This is a genomic window from Paraburkholderia sp. BR10923, assembly GCF_040948765.1.
GTDB classification, from domain to species: Bacteria; Pseudomonadota; Gammaproteobacteria; order Burkholderiales; family Burkholderiaceae; genus Paraburkholderia; species Paraburkholderia youngii.
In genome coordinates this window covers 48,304-65,533 of sequence record NZ_JBFPKO010000006.1, presented here as the reverse complement: position 1 = coordinate 65,533, position 17,230 = coordinate 48,304, and the positions used below count along the sequence as shown (strand labels likewise).

Below are 17,230 nucleotides of genomic sequence, written 5' to 3'. Positions count from 1 at the left end.
CGTCCCGCCAGGCAAGCCGGGCGGGACGTCTCACTCAATACCTTATCCTCGACTCAGCGCGCAATTAGCGCACACCCGCAGATTGCATACGCTCCGGCGTGAAGTAGTCGTTCGGGAAGCTCACGTTGAACATGATCCCCGGCGACTCCGCCGGATGGCTGCCAAAAATATAGATGCCGCTGTTGAAGTCGTAGAACCAGTTACCGAGCGAATACGGAACCTTGTAGTCGTAGGCGGGCACCGTGGTTTCGAAGCCACCGCGATACAGCTTGCCCGACTGGTCATACGCGTCCATCATTCCGCCACCGCCGTCCTCGTCGAAATACAGCGTCTTCTTGCTGTAGATATGACGCGCGCCCTGCTTGAGCGTCAGGTCCACGACCCACACGCGGTGCAGTTCCCAGCGCACATGATCCGGATTCACGAAATTCGACGTGAGGATCTTGCTTGCAGGCGTATCGTACTGCTGCTTGTAGTCGTTGTACGGGATGTACATTTCCTTCTTTCCGACCAGTTTTGCGTCCCAGCGGTCGATCTTCCCGTAGAACAGCTGGATGTCATCCATCGTGATCGCGCCGGAATAGCCGGGGTTCGGGGTGTCATAGGCGAGATCGGGCGCCACGCGCACGCGGCGTTGGCCCGGGTTGTATGCCCACGATTGCTGATCGTGATCGGCCGAATCCGTGAAGTACCAGAAGAGCGACGTCTCGCCGATCAGACGGGACGGTGCAGCGTAGTCGTTATAGACCTGATACCAGATCGCAAGGGGACCCTTCTTGCGAAACTCCGCTTCATACTTAGGCTCGAAATACGGATAGAGCAGCGAACTCTTGAACTGTGCAGCAAGAATCGGAGTGCCTCTCGAATCGACGAGCCACGTCTTCACGTTGTTTTTCTGGGCCGTGCCCACATAACGCAATTCCCAGTCCCACAACGCTTCCTGACCGTTCTTCGGGACCGGGAACGGCTTACCGCCGAACGCGCCCGAAATATAAAGGCCATTCTTTTCGAGCTTGGCGCTTTGCGCGTTCTTCTCCGAGTTCTCGAGGTACCAATCCGGATACGAAACGGAGCGGTGCGTCGGGTAGATGTCCATCCGGTAAGTCGGATAGCGCTTGAACAGTTCGATCGAAGCGGCGCTCAGCTTGTCGGCGTATTGCTGATAGTTCTGGGCCGTGATTTGCAGAACAGGCTTTTCACCGGCAAAAGGGTCCGCCCATTTCCCGGAGTCGGGCTTGAAGCCGGCCGGGAATTCCTTGATGCCGCCCGTGTAGGCGGGAATCGTGCCGTCCTTGTTGCCGGAAATTTCCGCTCCGAACGGGGTAATCCCGCTCTCGATTGCCAGCGTATAGGGTGAAGCCCAAACGGCGGCGAGTATCGCCAGCGCCTTAAGAAGCTTTGGGAGTCTTTTCACAGGTGCCTCCATCATCAAAACGTTGTCTGATAGGTGATGCCGATCCACGACTTGTCGCTATACGGTGCGCCGAGTGCAGTCGCGGCTCCCGTCGTAGAGTACCCCTTCTTGTTCATGTAATAGGTGTAGGTCACGTTCACCTGGTGCTTGTTGTAAATCGTGAAATCAAGCCCGACCACGAACGTGTTCTGCCCTTGTGCTTCGGCCGCTGGCGTAATGACCGAAGAGTAGCCCTTCAGATTCAGATTGACGAACAGCGGCATCGTCAGATCGACCCCCGGGAACACCTGATACCACTGCGGGCTCGCACCAATGCCGATTCCAGCCCAGAAGCGCGTCGAGCAGTTGTTGAAGGGGTTGTTCCCCGATGCTGAGCATTGGCCGGTCGTGTCATAGCTGGAATTCGCAAAGTTGCCCGCGTTGTGTGTCACGCTCAGCAGCTGGTTGAACGCGAATTCAGCCTGAAGGAACATGTTGTCCCACAAGGGCGTCTTGCCGAACGACTGCGTGACGTTCAGCAGACCGTGCAGCGTGCGACCCGTCGGCGCGTCGTTGACCGTCGTGGTATTGACGGCTGTGAGCGGCATGTTCCAACGATACGACAGTTCGCCCGCCACTGCCGCGTTGCCGATCGCGCTGTTGAAGCCAGCGCCGATCAGGTTCACGTTGTTGCCGTACTTCGCCGTAACACCGGGCAGGTTGAAGCCAGGGAAGAGTTCCGGTCCGGCACCCGGGAGCAGCACCGCCGCCCATGGCATCTTCATGGCGAAGTGGCGATACGTGAATTCATAGGTCGTTGCGAGCGAATCGACTCGCCACTTGCCGTTCAGGCCGATGTCGCCTATCTGACCTTTGGTCGGCGCGATGCGCGGAATCCCGAACGTGCCCAGCCCCGGAATGGTTTCGTAGCTCGCGATCGGAGGGCCGTAGAGGATCGGATCCGCACCGCCGAAATAGGTGCCGCCTTCAGGCAGCCGGTCGTGATTCCATTCGAACGTGTACTGTGCCCCGAGGGAAATCGTGTCGGTAATGTTCGCCGTCACGGCGGCCTGAGCCGTCGGCAACACGATTTCCTTGAGCGAAGCGCTCGGGCTCTGCGTCAGCTTCATCAGGTCGAGCGGCTGTTGACCGATCGCCACCGAGTTCGCACCACCCAGCGTAGCGAACGCCGACTGCCCCCAGGTAATCGCCGTCCGGCCGAGCTTGACGTTTACAGAGTGACCACCGAGGTCGAAGGTGTTGAACACGAACGCATCACGCAGTTCGGCGCTCGGCCCCTGATAGTACTTCTTGATGTAGCTCGTGTACTCGTTGTTCGGATAGTTCGGCAGAAACGCCGGATTGCTCGTATTGTGATTCTTGAACGTCGGGTCGTACCACGCGTCCATGCTGATGCGGAAGCCGGACGTTTCCTTGTACTTGAAATCGAACTCGCTGTAGAGGTTCAGCATCGCCTGGATCGTGCTGAACTTCGGCGTCGACAGATTGCCTTCATCGAACGTCGGACTGCTGGTGTAGAACTGGTCCGGGTTCTGCAGCCGGATGCCGTAGTCCGCTCGCACCGTGTTGTCCCATTGCATGTCGATGTCCGGGTTCGGCACATCGAAGTGAAATGCATTGGCGTTCGCGCTCCACAACCCGCATGCCGCGGCGATACAGGCGGCGTGTACGCCAAGGCTGATCGCCCTTGGCTTAAGACTCTTCTGTTTCATGCGTCTCCTCTTGTCTTTGTCGAACTGCCGCAGAAAAGGCCAAGGCCGTTGGATTCCCGCAGACTTAGCAATGAAGCGAAACCGGCCTCCCCCACCTCATCAGCATCGCGTTTCAGATACCTCCCACCACGTCACCAGAATACGAATGCTGTTCGCAAAGATAAACGCTCGAAACTCGACTGTCAACGCTCGCCCACCCCTACGTGATGCATTTTTTCGAACGCCGTTCGAAATTCGGGGTAAACGTGGGTTTGCGATTGGTGACGAATTCGAAGCGATGCGCGCATGACCGGAGCACGCATCGGTGCCAGATGCGTGGCCGAGCGCGTCGCGCAATCGAGATGCCGGCGACACTTGCATTGACAAGGCATCCGCCTCGCCTGCGAGGAATGGCGATGCAAACCATGGGTGGCTTCCTGGCAATCCGCGAGAGCGGATCATGAATCGATCTGCAGGCCGTACGCGGTACAGATCAGGGACGAGGTAGTCTTTCGTCTCTCACTTCGAACGCGAAAGGAGGACGAATCGCGGAAGCAGCCGAAAACGCTTGTGCGATTGGGTCAGTTTCCTTGGCAGTGCATGTATTTATCCTGACCATGAATCGACAAGACAAATCCCTTATCCCGCTCCTGGGCAGGAGTGCATTTCTGGTTTTCGGGGAGGCGGTGGGAACACTCGCCAAGCTCCGTCGTCGTGCCGAAAGAAGAATATCGCGAGGGACCTCTCCGAGGCAGACGACCGCGCGAGCACACACCTCGTCTGACTCGAATTTGCGAAAGTACATCGGGTTACATGCACCGGTGTGGTCGCAGTTGGCGCGAGCCACTTTTCGATGAGCGAACGCAAAGAACTTTCTCCAAGCTTCATGTCCTGCTCCTTCAACCGCCCCGTGTGCGCCGCTGGCAATCACTGCCACGAACGCAAAGATTGGCGACCTTGACCGGCTCGGCCCGACACCTGCACATCTCCGCTCCGGCTCCGGCACTGCGAGAAAAATCTGGTTCTACCGTAATGTGTCGTTTGACTAAATACTAGTAGTCAGCCGACCCATTATCAAGCCCAGATGGCACCAGGGGAAATGCTGGTATGGACAAAACCACGCTTCAGTGGAGTACGATGTGTGACGTAGCAATTAAATGGATGAGACGCCATCTGGAAGTAATTAGTCGATGGACGAATATTTATTCGTCAGCTGACTATCATCAGATCAAGAGTCGCGGCTGGCCGATCAGGATCGAACGATGCACGTATCAGGGTGGGGAATGGTCTGCAGATTTGCGCATCCGGGACTGACAACGCGCGCGCGACAGGCAGCAGACGCCAAGGAGAGCACAACAGATGAAAGACCTGACCATCTCATCGGCAGACCTCGACAACACGGCGGAAGACGGACCCAAACGGCGAGGAAATAGAACCACCCGTGTGCCCGCCATCATCGAAGCGGCGATCAAGGTCTTTGCATCGGAAGGTAACGCTGGGTTCACTCAACGCCGCATTGCCAGCGACGCGGGAATCCGACTGAGAACTTTGCAGCACTATTTCAGCACTCGCGAAGAACTACTGCGGGCCACGATCGAGGCTTTTACAAGTCGCTATTTCGAGCACTATCGGACGATCGCAGAAGACAAACGTCGGCCACCGGAGGCCCGGCTGGAAGTCATCGTCGACGAGGCGTTCTCCGTACTGACGGCGCCCGACGGCAAGCGCGTTAGCGCCTTTGTTCTGGAGTCCTGGAGTCTGGCGGAGCACGAGCCCGCCTTGCATGCCTTGATGGCGAAAACCACTGCGGATTTCCAGGCTCTGCTGGCGGAACTGATCGCACAGACAAACCCCGCCGTGGCGGCGGGAGAATGTACGCTGCGCGGTGCCCTGCTCCTTTCACATCTACAGGGCCTCGTCGTCTATCTTCGCCGGGCCGACACGAACACACTCGATGTCGACTCGTTCCGTCACGCCATGAAGGTTGTCTGGCGCGCGTTGAGCAAGGCATCTCCATAGAACGAGGGGCGCGCCATATGGCGGGCGTACCGAGCCATAGATAGTCTTCCACAGACCCACATGGTCACCATGGCCTGCTCAGGCCATCGCGACCGATCTTCAACGGGCCACGTCCCAGACAAGAGGCAAGTGGTACAGCGTGCCGTTCACACCTCCGTGGACACCCGCCTTCTCGCCAGGCTTGATCTGGAAATCGGGAATCCGCTTCAGCCATTCCTGAAGGAAAACTTTCAACTCCACGCGCGCAAGGAACGAGCCGGGACAACGATGCGCGCCATTGCCGAACGTCGAATGAATCGGCGTGGGCCGCGTGAAATCCACCGTCAGCGGATCGTCGAACTTTCGCTCGTCCAGACCGTGCAGCGTGGTCGGCATGACGATCATGTCGCCCGCCTTCATCTGCACGCCTTTGTATTCGAAGTCGTGTGTGATCCGCCGCCCTTGATTCACCACCGGGAAGCGCCGCAGAAGCTCGTCCACGGCCTTCTGCGTCAGTTCGGGGTTGTCGATCAGCTGCTTGCGGTGGGCCGGGCTGCCGGCGAGGAATCGCGCGATAAAACCCATTGCCGAGGCAACCGTGTCGAGGCCGCCAATCAGCACGAGGCCGCAAAGCCCGCGCACTTCATCGTCGGTGAGCGCACGCCCGTCGATCTTCGAATGGACGATCTTGCTGATGAGGTCGTCACCCGGATTCGCGCGGCGCTCCGCGATCTTCACCCCCAGGTACTGAAAAATCGCGCCGAGCGCCTTGAGCTTCTCGTTGGCATCGACCGGGCGGACCATCTTGTCGGCGAGGCCGAGCAAGTACTCGCGATCTTCGGCGGGCAGCGCCACCATGTTCATGAAGATGCCGATTGGCAGATGCTGCGCAAACCCCGATACGAATTCCACTTCGCCCTTGGGATAAAAACCCTCGATCAGTTCGATCGCCATTTCGCGCGCCTTCTCCTCGAGCTTGCCGATTGCCTGCGGCATGAACGCAGGCGCGATCAGCGCGCGATAGGCGGTGTGCTGCGGAGGATCGAAGAAGATCGGCGGCAACGGTTGATGCTCGACCAGCGGCACCGTCAGCTGTTTCGACGAGAAATTCTCGTAGTCCTTGAGGATGTGATAGATGTCATCGCCGCGCGTCGCGATCCAGTGTCCGCCGTTTCGCGGTGTCCACAGAATGTCGGGAATGCCTTCGGCGTGCAACTGCTTGAGCGACAGATGATAGTCGTCCTCGGCACCCGGCGGATTGTAGATATCGATGTCGAACACACGTTCGGGCAATACGTGCGCGGGAATTGGCGCGAGCTCCGGAGCCGCGCCATGAGCAGCTACTGACATCTGTTGTCTCCTTTTTCGAATCGACCGGTATCGGCGGTCGGGACCATTCTGGGTCGTCGGGCAAACTGCGATTACAGGAACGCTCCGTACAGTTCGAGATGGTGTTCGGTGTTTCCCCAGGTCATATCGATGCAGGTGAGCCGTTTCACGTACCACCCCACCGCCAGTTCGTCGGTCATGCCCATCCCGCCGTGCAGTTGCACCGCTTGCTGTGCCACGAAGCGCGCACTACGGCCGATCAGCGCCTTGGCGGCTGTGACTGCACGATGGGCTTCGCGGTCGTCGTCCTCGCCGAGCTTGGCGGCGGCAAAGTAGACGATCGATTTCGCCTGCTCTACCGCGGTCAAAATATCGGCGGCGCGATGCTGCAGCGCCTGGAATTTACCAATCGGCGAACCGAACTGCTTTCGCGTGCGCAGGTATTCAAAGGTCAGTTCGCTCAACCGCGACATCGCGCCGACCGCTTCCGCGCACAGCGCAAAAATGCCTTGATCGACCGCCCACTCGAGCAGTGGGTAGCCCTGATCGACCGCGCCGATGACAGCCTTTGCATCGACGCGCACGTCCTCCAGCACCACCTCGGCGACTCGCTGGCCATCGAGTGCGGGAAATCCTCTGACGCGGACGCCTTGGGTTCGCGCATCGACGGCGAAGAGTGTGATGCCGTGCTGATCGGTCTGCTCGCCCGCGGTACGCGCCGAAACCAGCAGAATGTCCGCACTGTCGCCGTGCAATACGACGCCCTTCCGTCCGTTCAGGACGAACCCGTCACGCGTGGTCTCGGCCCTCGTCGCAACATTCCACAAATCGAAACGCGCACCGGGTTCGAGCGTCGCCAGCGCGGTCTTCAGGCTGCCGTCGGCGATGCCGGTCAGCAACTCGGCCTTGCGCGCCTCGTGTCCTGCGCGCCCGATCAGCTTCGCGCCGAGCACCGCGGTCGAAACAAACGGCTCCAATACGAGTCCACGGCCGAAGGCTTCCATCACGAGCATGGTCTCGACCGGCCCCGTGCCAAGGCCGCCGTGATCCTGGGGCACGTTCAGTGCCAGCACGCCCATTTCGGCCAGCGTAGTCCAGTGCGCAGCCGACCAGCCCTCGGGCGTAGCGGCGAGACGGCGTCGCGCCTCGAAGTCGTATTCCTTTTCGACGAAACGGCCGACCACGTCGGCCAGCATCTGTTCCTCTTCAACCAGCGTGAAGTCCATGGCGTGTCCTCAGATGCCGAGCGCCTGCTTGGCGATGATGTTTCTCTGCACTTCAGTCGAACCGCCGTAGATCGAAATCTTGCGCCAGTCCAGGTAGTGCGCGGCCAGCGCGTTGAGCAACTCGCCGTTCGCGGTCTCGCCCTGCCAGTCCGCCTCCAGCGCCTCGCTTACAAAAGGCACCGCATAGGGACCTGCGCACTCCATGATCAGCTCCGTAAGCTCCTGCTGAATCTCCGAACCGCGGATTTTCAGCACCGAAGCCTCCGGTCCGATCGGACGTCCCGCTGTTTCGGCCGAGACGACGCGCAGCAGCGACCATTCGTGCGCGATCAGATCGATTTCCACCCTGGCGATGCGATCGCGAAAGCGGACGTCCTCGATGAGCGGCTTGCCGTGCTTACGCTCGGTGCTGGCGATCTCCTTCAGACGTCGCATGAAACGCTTGCAGTTGCCAAGCCCCGCGATGTTGGTCCGCTCGTGGCCGAGCAGGTACTTCGCGATCGACCAGCCGCGATGCTCTTCACCGACGAGATTGCTCACCGGCACTTCCACGTTATCGAAAAACACTTCGTTGACGTCGTGGCCGCCGTCGAGCGTGCGGATCGGTCTGACCGTGATGCCGGGCGTCGACATATCGATCAGCAGGAACGAGATGCCTTCCTGCGGACGGCCGCTGCCATCCGTGCGAACCAGGCAGAAAATCCAGTTCGCCCACTGGGCAAACGAAGTCCAGATCTTTTGGCCGTTGACCACGTAGAACGACTGACCGTCGCGCTCGACGCGGTCCGCACGCGTCTTGAGTGACGCCAGATCGGAACCCGCCCCCGGCTCGGAGTAACCCTGACACCACCAGTCCTCCATCGAAACGATGCGCGGCAGAAACCTTTCGCGCTGCGCGTCGGTGCCGAACTTCTGGATCACAGGTCCGACCATCGAAAGGCCAAACGGCATCTGGCGCGGCGCGCCGGCGGTAAAGCATTCCTCGTCGAAAATGTTGCGCTGCGCGGCATTCCAGGCGGCGCCGCCGAATTGCGCGGGCCATGCAGGTGCGCCCCATCCGTTCCCGGCCAGAATGCGTTGCCAGCGCACATAGTCTTCGCGCGGCACATGGCGGAAGTTCAGCACCCGTTCACGAATGTCGTCGGGCAAATGCGTCGCTACGAATTCGCGCACCGTGGCGCGAAATTCCTTGTCGGCGGGACTCTCTTTCAGGTTCATTTCAGCCTCCCGCCGGGCCGCCCCAAGGGAGGCTGAAGCCCTCCCGGGGGGCCCCGAACAACAGTGAGCATGGGGGTCGTTTCATTTCAGGCTCCAGTCGCTGCCCGGCAAAGCACGTCGGCGTTGCCGGGCGCGGTTTCAGGCAATTTCCACGATGCCGTTGTTCAGCACCACCACGTCGCGTGCGTCGACGCGCGCCCGCAAATGCAGGCGTGTGTCACTGTCCCGCCAGAACTGGAAGCGCACTTCTTCGCCGGGATATACCGGCGAAGTCAGGCGCAACGCCAGTCGCTTCAAGCGCGATGCGTCGTTGCCCGCGAACCTGCGAATCGCCGCGTAACCCGCCATACCGTAGGTCGCGAGGCCGTGAAGAATGGGACGGCTGAAGCCGGCCTTCGACGCTACCTCCGGGTCCGCGTGCAGCGGGTTCGCATCGCCCGAAAGGCGGTAGATCAACGCAGCATGGGCACCGGTCGGGAACACATATTCCGCATCGGGCGCACGCTCCGGCACCGCCGGAAGCGCTTCGGGCGGCGCGTCGCTCGCGCCCGACTCGGCGCTGAACCCGCCGTCGCCACGCAGAAAGGACACCTGCCGGACTTCGGCAAGCTGTTCGCCCGTCGAGGCGTCGATGATGTCGCGCTTGAGTTCGACGATCGCGCCTTTGCCCGCGCCTTTGTCCGAGATGCGGCTCACCCGCGTCTTGCTGACGATGGTCGCCGCCACCGGCATCGGGCGCACGAAACGCACGTCCTGCTCACCATGCACGAGCTTCAGGTAGTCGATGCCGGTGCGCGGGTCGCGCATCCACGATTTCGGCCACGCGAACGCGGCCGCGCAGGTCGGCATCGCTTGCAGGTCCTTTTCGTACACGTAGCGCAGCTGTTCGGTGTCGAGCGGGTCTCCGCCCAGCCCGAGACCCAGCGAATACAGCATCACGTCGCGCTCGCTGTACGTCTGCGTAACATCCTCGATCGGCCAGTTCTTGACGACTTCGTAGTTCAGCATGAGGTGATAGTCCTATGTATGCTCAGTGGTCCGTGAAGTTGGGCTTGCGCTTTTCGAGGAAGCTCGCCATGCCTTCCTTGTAGTCATCGCACTGGTTGGCGATCGGCATGTCCAGTCCGGCGTACATCACCGCCTCGTGGGGCGTCTGGAACGGCACCTCCCAGACCTGCTCCTTCATGATGCGCATCGAGCGCGGCGAGCAGTACTCGGCCATTTCGCGCGCGTAGGCATAGGTCTCCTCGACGAGCTTGTCGGCTGGGATTGCCCGATTCACGAGTCCCATCCGTTCGGCTTCACGCCCCTTGATCTTGCGTCCCGACATCAGCAGGTCGAGCGCGTGCGCCTGGCCGACGTGGCGCGCGAGTATCCAGGCCATGCCGTACTCCGCGGTCAGGCCCCGGCGCGCGAATGCCGTCGTGATGGTGGCGTCTTCCGACGCAAAGCGGATGTCGCAAAAGAGCGCGTGGATCAGGCCAATGCCGACCGTCGCACCGTTGAGCATCGCTATCACCGGTTTCGGGATGGCCGGATAGTACGAGCAGCGCGTCTGCCAGTCGGCGCGCTTGCGCATGTCGAACGGGCGCGGCAGCTTCGTCATCAGCGCGGCCGGGTCGCCGCCAAAGCTGTGAATATCACCGCCCGCGCAAAACGCCTTGCCGGCACCGGTGAAAACGATGACGCGCACGCCATGATCCGCGCCCGCCGCCTGCATCGCCTCGTACACCTCGGTCGCCACCTGGTCGTTCCAGGTGTTCATGTGTTCAGGACGGTTCAGCGTAATGGTTGCGATACGGTCCTTGACGTCGTACAGAATGGTCTCGAAGCGCATGAGATCCCTCCAAAGCTCAGAATGAACGCGGCAGGTCGAGCACGTGCTCGGCGACGTAGGACAGAATCAGGTTCGTCGAAATCGGCGCGACCTGATAGAGACGCGTTTCGCGGAACTTGCGTTCGACGTCGTATTCGCAGGCGAACCCGAAACCGCCATGGGTCTGCAGACAGGCATTGGCGGCCTTCCACGAAGCCGTGGCCGCGAGATGCTTCGCCATGTTCGCTTCCGCGCCGCACGGCTGATGATTGTCGAACAGCTCGCAGGCCTTGTAGCGCATGAGGTCGGCCGCGCGCACGTCGATGTATGACTCGGCAATCGGAAACTGAATACCCTGATTCATGCCGATCGGCCGGTCGAACACGATGCGCTCGCTCGCGTACTTCGATGCGCGATCGACGAACCAGTAGCCGTCGCCGATACACTCGGCGGCGATCAATGCGCGCTCGGCGTTGAGTCCGTCGAGGATGTACTTGAAACCTTTGCCTTCCTCGCCGATCAGGTTCTCTTCAGAGATTTCCAGATTATCGAAGAACAGTTCGTTCGTCTCGTGGTTGACCATGTTCGGAATCGGTCGCACGGTCAGGCCATTGCCGATCGCCTGATGCAGGTCCACGAGGAAGCACGACAGCCCATCCGACTTCTTCTTCACGTCCGACAGCGGCGTGGTGCGCGCGAGCAGGATCATCATGTCCGAGTGCTGCACGCGTGATATCCACACCTTCTGGCCGTTCACCACGTAGCGGCCGTCTTTTTTTACAGCATTGGTCTTCAGCTTTGTCGTGTCCGTTCCGGTGGTCGGCTCGGTCACGGCCATCGATTGCAGACGCAACTCTCCGCTCGCGATCTTCGGCAGGTATTTGCGCTTTTGCGCTTCCGAGCCATTACGCAGCAGCGTATTCATGTTGTACATCTGGCCGTGGCAGAACCCGGAGTTGCCGCCGTTGCGGTTGATCTCCTCCATGATCACGGACGCCTCGGTCAACCCGAGGCCGGAACCGCCATACTCCTGGGGAATCAGCGCAGCCATCCAGCCGGCCTTCGTCAGTGCGTCGACGAAGGCCTCCGGATAGACGCGCTCATGATCGATACGGCGCCAGTACTCGTCCGGGTACTCCTTCGAGAGGTCACGCAACGCGTCGCGCAGTTCCTGATATTGATCGGGTTTGGAAATTCGGCTCATGAATGGATTCCGTTTGCTTGGCTGGACGCGCGGCTCACGCTGCTGCATCGATCAGCCCGCCGGCATTGGCGAGCTGGGTCAGATGATGTTCGGTCGAACCGAACTGGATATCGATCACGCTCAGGCGTCTCAGGTAGTGGCCGATCTTGCACTCTTCGGTCATCCCGATGCCGCCGTGAAGTTGCACGCCTTGCTGACCGACGAAACGGCCCGAGCGTCCGATCTGCACTTTCGCCGCGGACATACTGCGATCGCGTTCGGCCGCATCCGGCTCCTCGCTCATCATGGTCGCGAACAGCGCCATGCTGCGCGCCTGCTCCACCATGACGAGCATGTCGACCGCGCGATGCTGGAGCGCCTGAAACGATCCGATAGGCACGCCAAACTGCTTGCGGACCTTCAGATACTCGACCGTTTCTTCGTGCGCGGCGGCCATTGCGCCCACGGCTTCCGCGCTCACCGCCGCGATGGCGTGCGCAACGACCGTTTCGATCAGCGGCAACGCGGCGCCCGCCACGCCCACCACGTCGCTCTCCACAACGCGCACGCCGGAAAATTCGATGTCTGCCGCACGCAACCGGTCTTGCGTCGGATACGAGTGGCGCGTCACGCCCGCCGCGTCGCCCCTGACCACGAACAGACCGATGCCGTCGCGCGCGCGTCTGCCGCCCGACACGCGCGCCGACACCACCAGAAGATCGGCGCTGCCGCCGTGCAGCACCACGCGCTTGGCGCCGTCGAGCACCCAGCCGTCGGCGTCGCGCCGTGCGGTGGTCGCAACGTCCGCAAGGTCGTAGCGCGACTGCGCCTCGCTGTGGGCGAACGCCATCTGCAGCTCACCCTGCGCAATCTGCGGCAGAATCGCCGCACGTTGCGCCGCGTTGCCGCCGAGGCGCACGAAGCCGCCGCCCAGCACGACCGTCGCAAGATACGGTTCGACTGCGAGCCCACGGCCCAACGCCTCCATCACGATCATCGTTTCGACCGGGCCGCAGTTACTGCCGCCGTATTCCTCGTCGAACGAAAGGCCCAGCAGACCCATGTCGGCGTAACGCGCCCAGAGCTCCCGGCTGAAACCGTCAGGCTCAGCGAGATACTTCGCGCGCTGCTCGAAGCCGTACTCGTCCTTGACGAGCCGCTCGACGCTGTCCTTGAGCATGCGTTGCTCATCGGTGAAATCAAAGTCCATATCTGATGCTTCTCCGCAGTTCGCCGGTCGCTCAAAGTCCGAGTACGGACTTGGCGAGAATGTTCTTCTGAATCTCGTTGGAGCCGCCCACGATCGAGACGTGGCGCGCGAAGTAGTGATTCGGCGCGATCGTGAGCCCCCATTCGGGTTCCCGAACCGGATCGCCAAGCCCGCGCAGGAAGTCGAGATCGAGCGGTAAGGCGTCCGGCCCTGCGACCTCGAGGAGCAATTCAGCCGCGAGTTGCTGCAGTTCCGAACCCTTGATCTTCAGAATCGAAGTCTTCGGGTCGGGCACGTGGCTGTCCTGCGCGCTGCTTTCGGCGATCACGCGCATCTGCGTCATTTCCAGGGCCTTCAGCTCCACCTCGACGGCCGCGACACGTTCGCGAAAACGCGGGTCGTCCCACAGCACGCCGTCGCCGCAGGGCACGCGCTTCGCAAGATCCTTCGCATGACGCACGCGCATCTTCGAAACGCCCACGCGCGCGATGCCGCTGCGCTCGTTGCCAAGCAGATATTTCGCGTAATCCCAGCCCTTGTTTTCCTCGCCGATCCGGTTCGCAACCGGCACGCGCACGTTGTCGAAGAACACCTCGTTGGTTTCATGATGGCCGTCGATCGTGATGATCGGGCGCACGGTCAGGCCAGGTGTCTTCATGTCGATCAGCAGATACGTGATGCCCTGCTGCTTCTTGCCGCTCAAATCGGTGCGCACGAGACAGAACATCCAGTCGGCGTGATGCGCGGTCGAAGTCCACAGCTTCTGCCCGTTGATTACGTAGTGGTCGCCGTCGCGGACCGCCTGGGTTCGCAGCGCGGCCAGGTCCGAACCGGCGCCGGGCTCGGAAAACCCCTGGCAGAACCAGTATTCGAGGCTCGCGATGCGAGGAAGGAAATGGCGCTTCTGCTCTTCGCTGCCGAACGCGATCAAAACCGGACCGATCATGTTCACGTTGAACGACAGCGTCTCGGGCGCCGGCGCCATGTGCAGCTCTTCCTTGAAGATGTACTGCTGCACCGCGCTCCAGCCCGTCCCGCCCCACGCCTTGTCCCACGCGGGAGTCGCCCAGCCGCGCTCGTACAGAATGCGCTGCCAGCGGCGCAGGTCGGCCGCCGAATAACGCTGCCCCAAGGTCGCCTTGCGTCGAATGTCGGCGGGTAGCGCCTCCTTGAAGAAGGCTCTCACCTCATTGCGGAACGCCAGCTCTTTGTCGGTATATCGCAGATCCATGAGTGTCTCGTTTCGTCTTGATGGGTCGCCTGACGGTGCGGATCAGGCCAGCGTTCCCGCTTCTTTCAGCTCGCCGATGCGGCCCGGATCGAGCCATGCGGCCAGCGCGGCCTCGACCGTGGACGCGTCGGGGGCCTCGGGCGGCGTCGGCTTCGCGGGCACGGTGGCGGAAAAGCGTGGCGCCGGCGCGGGCTGCACGATGCCGTCGACTTCGATGAACGTGCCGCGCGCCTTCAGATGCGCATGCTCGGGTGCCTCGGTCCACGACAGCACGGGAGCAAAGCACGCGTCCGTATGCTCGAGCAGAGTCGACCACTGCTCGCGCGTGCGGCTCTTGAACTTGAGCGCGAACAGCGCGCGTGCCGCGGGCCAGTTGCTGGCGTCGAGCTGCGTTCCCAGCGTTTGCGGATCGATGTCGAGCAGGCGAAGCAGTTCGACATAGAACTTGTCCTCGATAGGGCCGACCGCGATCCACTTACCATCCGCGCATTCATACACGTCGTAGAAGTGCGATCCCGAGTCGGTGACATTCGTCCCGCGGCCGTCACGCCAGATGCCGGCGGCCTGCATGCCGAAGAACGTGGTGGCGAGATTGGCGGTGCCATCGACGATTGCGGCATCCACGACCTGCCCGGCGCCGCCGTTACGCGCATGCAGAATCGCCGAGAGCAGTCCCATTGCCAGGTACAGCGACCCGCCCGCATAGTCGCCGATCAGATTCAGCGGTATCGACGGTGGCTGGTCGCAGCGGCCAATTGCGTTGAGTACGCCGGTGATCGCGATGTAGTTCAGGTCGTGCCCGGCGTACCGCGCGAGCGGACCTTCCTGGCCCCACCCGGTGATGCGTCCGTAAGCGAGCTTCGGATTACGTTCGAGGCAGACCTGCGGGCCCAGCCCGAGTCGTTCGGTCACGCCCGGCCGGAAACCTTCTATCAGTGCGTCGGCGCGCTCCACCAGACCGAGCACGAGCTCGACGGCCTGCGGGTCCTTCAGGTCTAGCGCAATCGTCTTCCGGTTGCGCAGCAACAGGTTGTAGCGCAGCGGACGCTCGATACCGAGCTTGACCGGCTGGCGACGCTCGATGCGCAACACCGTCGCGCCGAGATCGGCGAGCAGCATCGCCGCCATGGGCCCCGGCCCGATGCCCGCCAGCTCGACGATTCGAACTCCTGCAAGCGGCCCCATCGTTCACCCCTTGCGAGCGTGGGCGCGCATCGCGTCCCATTGCTCGTCGGTCCAGTCCTGCATGGCGCGGAAGGTCGGACCGCCCACACCCTGCATCCAGCGGCCGCCGTCGATCACGATCATGTCGCCGGTGATGTAGCCGGACCCATCCGACGCCAGATAAGCGTAGAGATCGGCAAGTTCGGTGTGATCGCCGAAGCGCCGCAGCGGCACCGAGCGCTCCTGCGGCTCGACCTGCGAGCCCGGCGGGTACAACTGCTCCCATGCGCCCGGCGTCGGGAAAAGTCCGGGCGCCACCGCGTTCAGACGAATTCCCTTCGGGCCCCACTCGACCGCGAGGCTGCGGGTCATCGCCAGAACACCCGCCTTCGCCGCGGCGGACGGCACGGTAAAGGCCGAGCCCGTCATCGTGGGCGTCGATACCGTGCTGATCACGTTGCCCGGGTGACTCGCGTCGATCCAGCGCTTGCCCGCCGCGATCGTGCAATAGAAGCTGCCGTGCAGCACGATGTCGAGCACCGCATCCACTGCCCGCGCCGACAGGCTTTCCGTGCGCGCGATGAAGTTGGCCGCCGCGTTGTTCAGCAAAACGTCGAGCGGACCGTCCCGCCAGATCGTGTCCATCATCGACTCGACGGACTCCGCGCTGCGCACGTCCGCCTGCACCGTCGTGACACGGGCGCCCGGCACCACGCCGCGAAACTCGTCGGCCGTCGCGTCCAGCACTTCCTTGCGGCGACCACAGATGACGAGTTCGGCGCCCAGTTCGAGGTAGCGTCGGCCGATACTCTTGCCAAGGCCAGTGCCGCCTCCGGTGATGAGAATTCGTTTGTTCTTCAGCAGGTCGGGCGTAAACATATGCGTTGAACTTCCAGTAGAGACAGCAACGGAGAATGGCAGCGTCAGGCGCCCGTGAAAACCGGCTTGCGTTTTTCCATGAAGGCCTTTACCGCCTCCGTGTGGTCGCTCGTTTGACGGGTCAGCGGATTGAGGTCGGTTTCGAGGCGGCATGCGTCTTCGATCGAATTGCCCGCGTTGACAAGGCTCGCCTTCAGGAGCGCCAGCGTCACTGGCGGATAACTCGCGAAGCGCGCCGCGGTCCCGATTGCCGCATCGAGCACGCCGCCGCTTGCGGCCACCTCGCTGACGAGGCCTAGGCGGCGCGCCTCGGCGGCGTCGATCACATTGCCCCTGAGCATCAGCTCACGCGCCTTGCCGCCGCCGATCTTTTGCGGCAGCGTCCACAGAATGCCGGTATCGGGCAACAGTCCAACCTTGCTAAAGGCACACGAATATTTCGCTGTATCGGCGCTTACCACGACATCGCATGCGGCAGCCAGTGACACCCCCGCCCCGTAGCACGTGCCCTCTACCGCCGCAACGACGGGTTTCGTGCCCGTATAGATCAGCTTGAAAAGACGCACGCCCACTGCGATGCGCTCACGAAGCGCCAGCAGCGGTGGCGTGGCCGCGTGCATTTCGGACAGGTCGCCGCCCGCGCAAAAGTGGCCGCCCGCGCCCGTCAGCACGATCGCGCGGGTATCCGGGTCGTCGTGCATCAGCCGCTGGAACACTTCGGTCAGCGCGAGACGCATCTTCATGGAGAACGCGTTGCGGCGCTCGGGATAGTTCATCGTGACGATAGTCACGTCGCCTTCGCGGCGTAGCTGCACGATCTCGTCCGCAGCCTTTTCTTCCTGCTCGATACTCATCGCATTGCTCCCCGCGC

At 61.8% G+C, this 17,230-nt stretch carries 14 protein-coding genes; 1 reads left to right on the top strand and 13 read right to left on the bottom strand.

The genetic code is table 11. From position 1 onward, the window contains the following. Nucleotides 1–64: 64 nt before the first annotated feature. A complete protein-coding gene (locus AB3X94_RS13030) occupies nucleotides 65–1,414 on the bottom strand; it encodes a DUF1329 domain-containing protein (protein ID WP_312883684.1) in 1,350 nt (449 codons plus the stop codon). 14 nt (nucleotides 1,415–1,428) lie between these two features. After that, nucleotides 1,429–3,126, bottom strand: a complete 1,698-nt coding sequence (locus AB3X94_RS13025) for a DUF1302 domain-containing protein (protein WP_246392297.1) — start codon at nucleotides 3,124–3,126, stop codon at nucleotides 1,429–1,431. A 1,338-nt stretch (nucleotides 3,127–4,464) separates the two neighbouring features. Here AB3X94_RS13025 and AB3X94_RS13020 point away from each other — a divergent pair. Next, nucleotides 4,465–5,124, top strand: a complete 660-nt coding sequence (locus AB3X94_RS13020; protein WP_176111366.1) for a TetR/AcrR family transcriptional regulator — start codon at nucleotides 4,465–4,467, stop codon at nucleotides 5,122–5,124. Between the two features lie 99 nt (nucleotides 5,125–5,223). On the opposite strand, the gene AB3X94_RS13015 is transcribed toward AB3X94_RS13020, so the two are convergent. The 11 genes from AB3X94_RS13015 to AB3X94_RS12965 form a co-directional block, all read right to left on the bottom strand. Beyond that, the gene (locus tag AB3X94_RS13015) at nucleotides 5,224–6,453 is read right to left on the bottom strand and encodes a cytochrome P450 (RefSeq protein ID WP_176111367.1); all 1,230 of its coding nucleotides are present in this window, start codon (nucleotides 6,451–6,453) and stop codon (nucleotides 5,224–5,226) included. 71 nt (nucleotides 6,454–6,524) lie between these two features. After that, nucleotides 6,525–7,628, bottom strand: coding sequence for an acyl-CoA dehydrogenase family protein (locus tag AB3X94_RS13010; protein ID WP_368611904.1), 1,104 nt, complete (start codon nucleotides 7,626–7,628; stop codon nucleotides 6,525–6,527). A gap of 39 nt (nucleotides 7,629–7,667) precedes the next feature. Then, a complete protein-coding gene (locus AB3X94_RS13005) occupies nucleotides 7,668–8,876 on the bottom strand; it encodes an acyl-CoA dehydrogenase family protein (RefSeq protein ID WP_368611741.1) in 1,209 nt (402 codons plus the stop codon). A 138-nt stretch (nucleotides 8,877–9,014) separates the two neighbouring features. Next, the gene (locus tag AB3X94_RS13000) at nucleotides 9,015–9,884 is read right to left on the bottom strand and encodes a MaoC/PaaZ C-terminal domain-containing protein (protein WP_176111370.1); all 870 of its coding nucleotides are present in this window, start codon (nucleotides 9,882–9,884) and stop codon (nucleotides 9,015–9,017) included. Nucleotides 9,885–9,906: 22 nt separating this feature from the next. Next, nucleotides 9,907–10,713: an enoyl-CoA hydratase gene (locus AB3X94_RS12995; RefSeq protein WP_176111371.1), complete on the bottom strand. Its 807-nt coding sequence runs from the start codon at nucleotides 10,711–10,713 to the stop codon at nucleotides 9,907–9,909. Nucleotides 10,714–10,729: 16 nt separating this feature from the next. Then, nucleotides 10,730–11,896 (bottom strand): acyl-CoA dehydrogenase family protein, encoded by a 1,167-nt coding sequence (locus AB3X94_RS12990; RefSeq protein WP_176111372.1) that lies wholly within the window; start codon nucleotides 11,894–11,896, stop codon nucleotides 10,730–10,732. A 34-nt stretch (nucleotides 11,897–11,930) separates the two neighbouring features. Next, entirely contained in the window at nucleotides 11,931–13,085 is a 1,155-nt protein-coding gene (locus AB3X94_RS12985) for an acyl-CoA dehydrogenase family protein (protein WP_368611740.1), read from the bottom strand. 31 nt (nucleotides 13,086–13,116) lie between these two features. Next, nucleotides 13,117–14,316 (bottom strand): acyl-CoA dehydrogenase family protein, encoded by a 1,200-nt coding sequence (locus tag AB3X94_RS12980; RefSeq protein WP_176111374.1) that lies wholly within the window; start codon nucleotides 14,314–14,316, stop codon nucleotides 13,117–13,119. 42 nt (nucleotides 14,317–14,358) lie between these two features. After that, complete coding sequence (locus tag AB3X94_RS12975) at nucleotides 14,359–15,501, bottom strand: CaiB/BaiF CoA transferase family protein (protein WP_368611739.1); 1,143 nt, start codon at nucleotides 15,499–15,501, stop codon at nucleotides 14,359–14,361. 3 nt (nucleotides 15,502–15,504) lie between these two features. Beyond that, nucleotides 15,505–16,359, bottom strand: coding sequence for an SDR family oxidoreductase (locus AB3X94_RS12970; protein WP_368611738.1), 855 nt, complete (start codon nucleotides 16,357–16,359; stop codon nucleotides 15,505–15,507). A gap of 44 nt (nucleotides 16,360–16,403) precedes the next feature. Further along, the gene (locus AB3X94_RS12965) at nucleotides 16,404–17,213 is read right to left on the bottom strand and encodes an enoyl-CoA hydratase/isomerase family protein (protein WP_368611737.1); all 810 of its coding nucleotides are present in this window, start codon (nucleotides 17,211–17,213) and stop codon (nucleotides 16,404–16,406) included. Nucleotides 17,214–17,230: the final 17 nt, after the last annotated feature.